Below are 4,395 nucleotides of genomic sequence, written 5' to 3'. Positions count from 1 at the left end.
CGGGCACCACAGGGCGCGGGCCAGCGCGATGAACTCCTCCTCGGTGGGCCGCAGCTCCCCGGCCTCCCAGGCGAGCACGTGCGCGGGCAGCAGCCGGACGCCGTGCGCGGCCATGCCCTCGGCGACCTGCTCGGGGGTCAGGCCGAGGCCGGCCCGGTGCTCCCGGGCCGCCGCGGGCGAGAAGGGCACCGGGGGCACCGGGGGTGGCTGTCTTCGTCGCATGGAGCCGACCGTAGGGGCCCGCCGCCGGGGCGAGGAGCCGCCGAACGCACGAAGCGCGGCGGCGGGCCGCTCGGGGTCGCTGGTCGATCGCACAGCGGCCGGGGCCCGCCGTCCGGGCCCGCTCGGAGGTGGCGACGGGGTCGCGTGGTGACGGTCCGTGGGGTGGCGCCGTGACGGTCCGCGAGGTGGTGACGGGGCGCCGGGGTGTGACCGAACCCTCCACGACCTCGGTTGACTCCCGGTTCGGACGCGTGATGGGATCCTTGCGCCAATACGGAGGCATGCAGAGGAAGCCGGTGCGAGTCCGGCGCGGTCCCGCCACTGTCACCGGGGAGCACGACCGGAACATGCCACGGCGGACCGTCAGGAACCGCTGGAAGGCCCGGGGGTGCGTCCGACCCGGGAGCCAGGAGACTCTCGCCCCCGGTACGTCGATCCAGGGCGCGGACCCTGAGTGAGGACACGGACGCGATGCAGGCTGCCCCGCCCCTCCGAGCCCCCGGCTGCCCGCCGCCGTGCGCCCGCTGACCCGCGCCGCCGCCTTCGCGCTCGGCGCCGCCGCGGGGTACCTCGCCGACGCCCGCTGGGCCGATCCGCGCCGCGGCCACCCGGTGGCCGGCTTCGGCCGCGCGGCGGGCCGGCTGGAGAAGGTCCTCTGGCGTGACCACCGGGCCGCCGGCGCCGCCTACACCGCGCTCTGCGTGGGCACCGTCGCGGCCGGCGCGGTGGCCGTGGAGCGGGTGGCCGGCCGGCACCCGGCCGGACGGGCGGTCCTCGCGGCCGCCGCGACCTGGACCGTGCTCGGCGGCACCTCGCTGACCCGGGAGGCCCGCACCATCGGCCGTTCGCTGGCGGAGGGCGACCTGACGGCGGCCCGGGAGCGGCTGCCGCACCTGTGCGGCCGCGACCCGAGCGCCCTGGACGAGGCCCAGCTGGCCCGCGCGGTGGTCGAGTCGGTCGCCGAGAACACCGCCGACGCCGTGGTGAACGCCCTGGTCTGGGGCGCCCTGGCGGGCACCCCCGGGCTGCTGGCCTTCCGCGCCGTCAACACCCTGGACGCGATGGTCGGCCACCGCTCGCCCCGCCACCGGCGCTTCGGCTGGGCCTCCGCCCGGCTGGACGACGTGGCGGGCTGGCCGGGCGCCCGGCTGACCGCGCTGCTGACCGTGGCCGCCGCGCCCGAGCCCCGGACCGCCTGGCGGGTCTGGCGCCGCGACGGCTCCGCGCACCCCAGCCCCAACGCCGGCCAGGCCGAGTCCGCCTTCGCCGGCGCGGTCGGCGTCCGGCTGGGCGGCACGCTCGCGTACGGATCGAGGGTGGAGCACCGGCCGGTGCTGGGCGAGGAGCTGCGCCCGGTGACGGTGGACGACATCGAGCGCGCCTGCCGGCTCTCCCGGCGGGTGGGACGGCTCGCACTGGGTACGACGGTGGCCGGGCACGTGCTGCTGCGGGCACTCGTGGCACGAAGGAGGGGCGCATGAGCGGGGCACTGCTGGTGGCCGGGACGACCTCGGACGCCGGCAAGAGCGTCGTGACCGCCGGCATCTGCCGGTGGCTGGCACGGCAGGGGGTGGGCGTGGCGCCGTTCAAGGCGCAGAACATGTCGCTCAACTCCTTCGTCACCGCCGACGGCGCCGAGATCGGCCGGGCGCAGGCGATGCAGGCGCAGGCGGCCCGGGTGGCGCCCGAGGCGGCGATGAACCCGGTGCTGCTCAAGCCGGGCGCGGACGGGCGCAGCCAGGTGGTGCTGCTGGGCCGTCCGGTCGCCGAGGTGGGCGCGCTGGACTACCGCGAGCGCAAGCCCGTCCTGCTGGAGCGCGCCCTGGAGTGCCTGGCGGACCTCCGCTCCCGCTTCGACGTGGTGGTCTGCGAGGGCGCCGGTTCACCCGCCGAGATCAACCTGCGCGACCGGGACATCGCCAACATGGGCCTGGCCACCGCCGCCGGGCTGCCGGTCGTGGTGGTCGGGGACATCGACCGCGGCGGGGTGTTCGCCGCGATGTACGGCACGCTGGCGCTGCTGTCGGAGGAGGACCAGCGGCACGTGGCCGGCTGGTTCGTCAACAAGTTCCGCGGCGACGCCCGGCTGCTGGCGCCCGGCCTCGACATGCTGCACCGGCTGACCGGGCGTCCGGTGCTGGGCACCCTGCCGATGCTGCCGAACCTGTGGCTGGACGCCGAGGACTCGCTGGACCTGTCCACCGTGGTGGACCGCTCGGACGGCCGGGGCCCGCTCGGCGCGGACGTGCTGCGGGTGGCCGTGGTGCGCTTCCCCCGGTTGTCCAACTTCACCGACGTGGACGCGCTGGCCCAGGAGCCGGGCGTGCTGGTGCGCTGGGCGACGCGCCCGGAGGAGCTGGCCGACGCCGACCTGGTGGTGCTGCCCGGCACCCGGGCCACCGTGGCGGACCTGGCCTGGCTGCGCGCACGCGGTCTGGAGCCGGCCCTGCGGGCGCGGGCGGCGGCCGGGCAGCCGGTCCTCGGCGTCTGCGGCGGGTACCAGATGCTGTCCCGCGCGATCGTCGACGAGGTCGAGTCGGGGGCCGGGGCGGTGGACGGGCTCGGCCTGCTGCCCACCCGGGTCCGGTTCGGCGCCGGGAAGGTACTCGGCCGCCCGGTCGGCGAGGCGTACGGACAGCGGGTCGAGGGCTACGAGATCCACCACGGCGTGGTGACCGTCGAGGCGGGCGAGCCCTTCCTGGACGGCTGCCGGGTGGGGTCGGTCTGGGGCACGACCTGGCACGGCGCGCTGGAGAACGACGGCTTCCGCCGCGAGCTGCTGCGCGAGGTCGCGCGGGCGGCCGGGCGGGCGTTCGTCCCGGCGCCGGACACGTCCTTCGCCGAGGCGCGCGAGGCCCGGCTGGACCGGCTCGGCGACCTGATCGAGGAGCACGCGGACACCGACGCGCTGTGGAAGCTGATCGAGGGCGGGGTGCCGGCGGCCGGGACGCTGCCGTTCCTGCCGCCCGGGGCCCCCTTGGAGAATCATGAGTGACGTCCGCTACCCGTTCACCGCGATCGTCGGCATGGCCGACCTGCGGCTCGGGCTGCTGCTGAACGCGGTCTCCCCGGCCGTGGGCGGCGTCCTGGTGCGCGGCGAGAAGGGCACCGCCAAGTCCACCATGGTGCGCGCGCTGGCCGGGCTGCTGCCGTCCATCGCGACCGTCGACGGCTGCCGCTTCGCCTGCGACCCGCACGAGCCGGACCCGCAGTGCCCGGACGGCGCGCACGGGGGCACCGGCACCTCGTCCCGCCCGGCCCACCTGGTGGAGCTGCCGGTCGGCGTCGCCGAGGACCGCATCGTCGGCTCGCTGGACCTGGAGCGCGCGCTCGCCGAGGGTGTCAAGGCGTACGAGCCGGGCCTGCTGGCGAAGGCGCACCGCGGCGTGCTCTACATCGACGAGGTCAACCTGCTCCAGGACCACCTGGTGGACCTGCTGCTGGACGCCGCCGCGATGGGCCGCTCGTACGTGGAGCGCGAGGGCGTCTCGGTGCGGCACGCGGCGCGGTTCCTGCTGGTCGGCACGATGAACCCGGAGGAGGGCGAGCTGCGGCCGCAGCTGCTCGACCGCTTCGGCCTGACCGTGGAGATCGCCGCCACCCGGGACCCTTCCGAGCGCGCCGAGGTGGTCCGCCGCCGGCTCGCGTACGACGCCGACCCGGCCGGTTTCGCCGCCCGCTTCGCCGCGGAGGAGCGGGCCCTGGCCGCGCGGATCACCGAGGCCCGGGAGCTGCTGGCGAAGGTCACGCTGCCCGACGCGGCGCTGCGCCAGATCACCGCCGTCTGCGCGGCGTTCGAGGTGGACGGGCTGCGCGCGGACATCGTGATGGCCCGTACGGCGGTCGCGCTGGCCGCCTGGGCCGGGCGGAGCGAGGTGCTGGAGGAGGACGTCCGGCAGGCCGCCCGCCTGGCGCTGCCGCACCGCCGCCGGCGCAACCCCTTCGACGCGCCCGGGCTGGACGAGGAGCAGTTGGAGCGGACCCTCGCCGAGCACGCCGGGCCCGAGGACGAGGACGACACCCCGCGGGAGCCGGAGCCCGGGGACGGCCCGGAGGACGGCGGACCGGGTGACGGCCCCGGGGACGACGGCCCCGGCGGCGGCCCGGACGACGGCGGCCCGGACGGGGGCGGTCCCGACGGCGGCGGCGCGCCCGAGCCGGCGCGGCTGCCCG

4 protein-coding genes and 1 riboswitch are annotated in these 4,395 nt (G+C 77.3%); of the genes, 3 read left to right on the top strand and 1 reads right to left on the bottom strand.

Translation table 11 applies throughout. The features are described 5' to 3' along the window. Window positions 1-222, bottom strand: a 222-nt coding sequence (locus tag ACWEQL_RS41245; protein ID WP_452156580.1) for a helix-turn-helix domain-containing protein, incomplete at its 3' end; no start/stop codon positions are given. A gap of 287 nt (window positions 223-509) precedes the next feature. Further along, a riboswitch (cobalamin riboswitch) is annotated at window positions 510-638 on the top strand. A gap of 99 nt (window positions 639-737) precedes the next feature. Between ACWEQL_RS41245 and ACWEQL_RS41240 the strand changes: the two genes are divergently transcribed. The 3 genes from ACWEQL_RS41240 to ACWEQL_RS41230 form a co-directional block, all read left to right on the top strand. Continuing rightward, window positions 738-1,703 (top strand): cobalamin biosynthesis protein, encoded by a 966-nt coding sequence (locus ACWEQL_RS41240; protein ID WP_452156578.1) that lies wholly within the window; start codon window positions 738-740, stop codon window positions 1,701-1,703. Beyond that, window positions 1,700-3,217 carry a cobyric acid synthase gene (locus ACWEQL_RS41235; protein ID WP_452156576.1) on the top strand — a complete coding sequence of 506 codons (1,518 nt, stop codon included), beginning with the start codon at window positions 1,700-1,702 and terminating at the stop codon, window positions 3,215-3,217. Before ACWEQL_RS41240 ends, ACWEQL_RS41235 begins: the two co-directional genes overlap by 4 nt. Further along, window positions 3,210-4,395, top strand: a 1,186-nt coding sequence (locus ACWEQL_RS41230) for an ATP-binding protein (RefSeq protein ID WP_452156574.1), incomplete at its 3' end; no start/stop codon positions are given. The genes ACWEQL_RS41235 and ACWEQL_RS41230, both read left to right, overlap by 8 nt.

Source organism: Kitasatospora sp. NPDC004240 (assembly GCF_053603215.1).
This window is presented reverse-complemented; position numbering and strand designations above follow the sequence as displayed.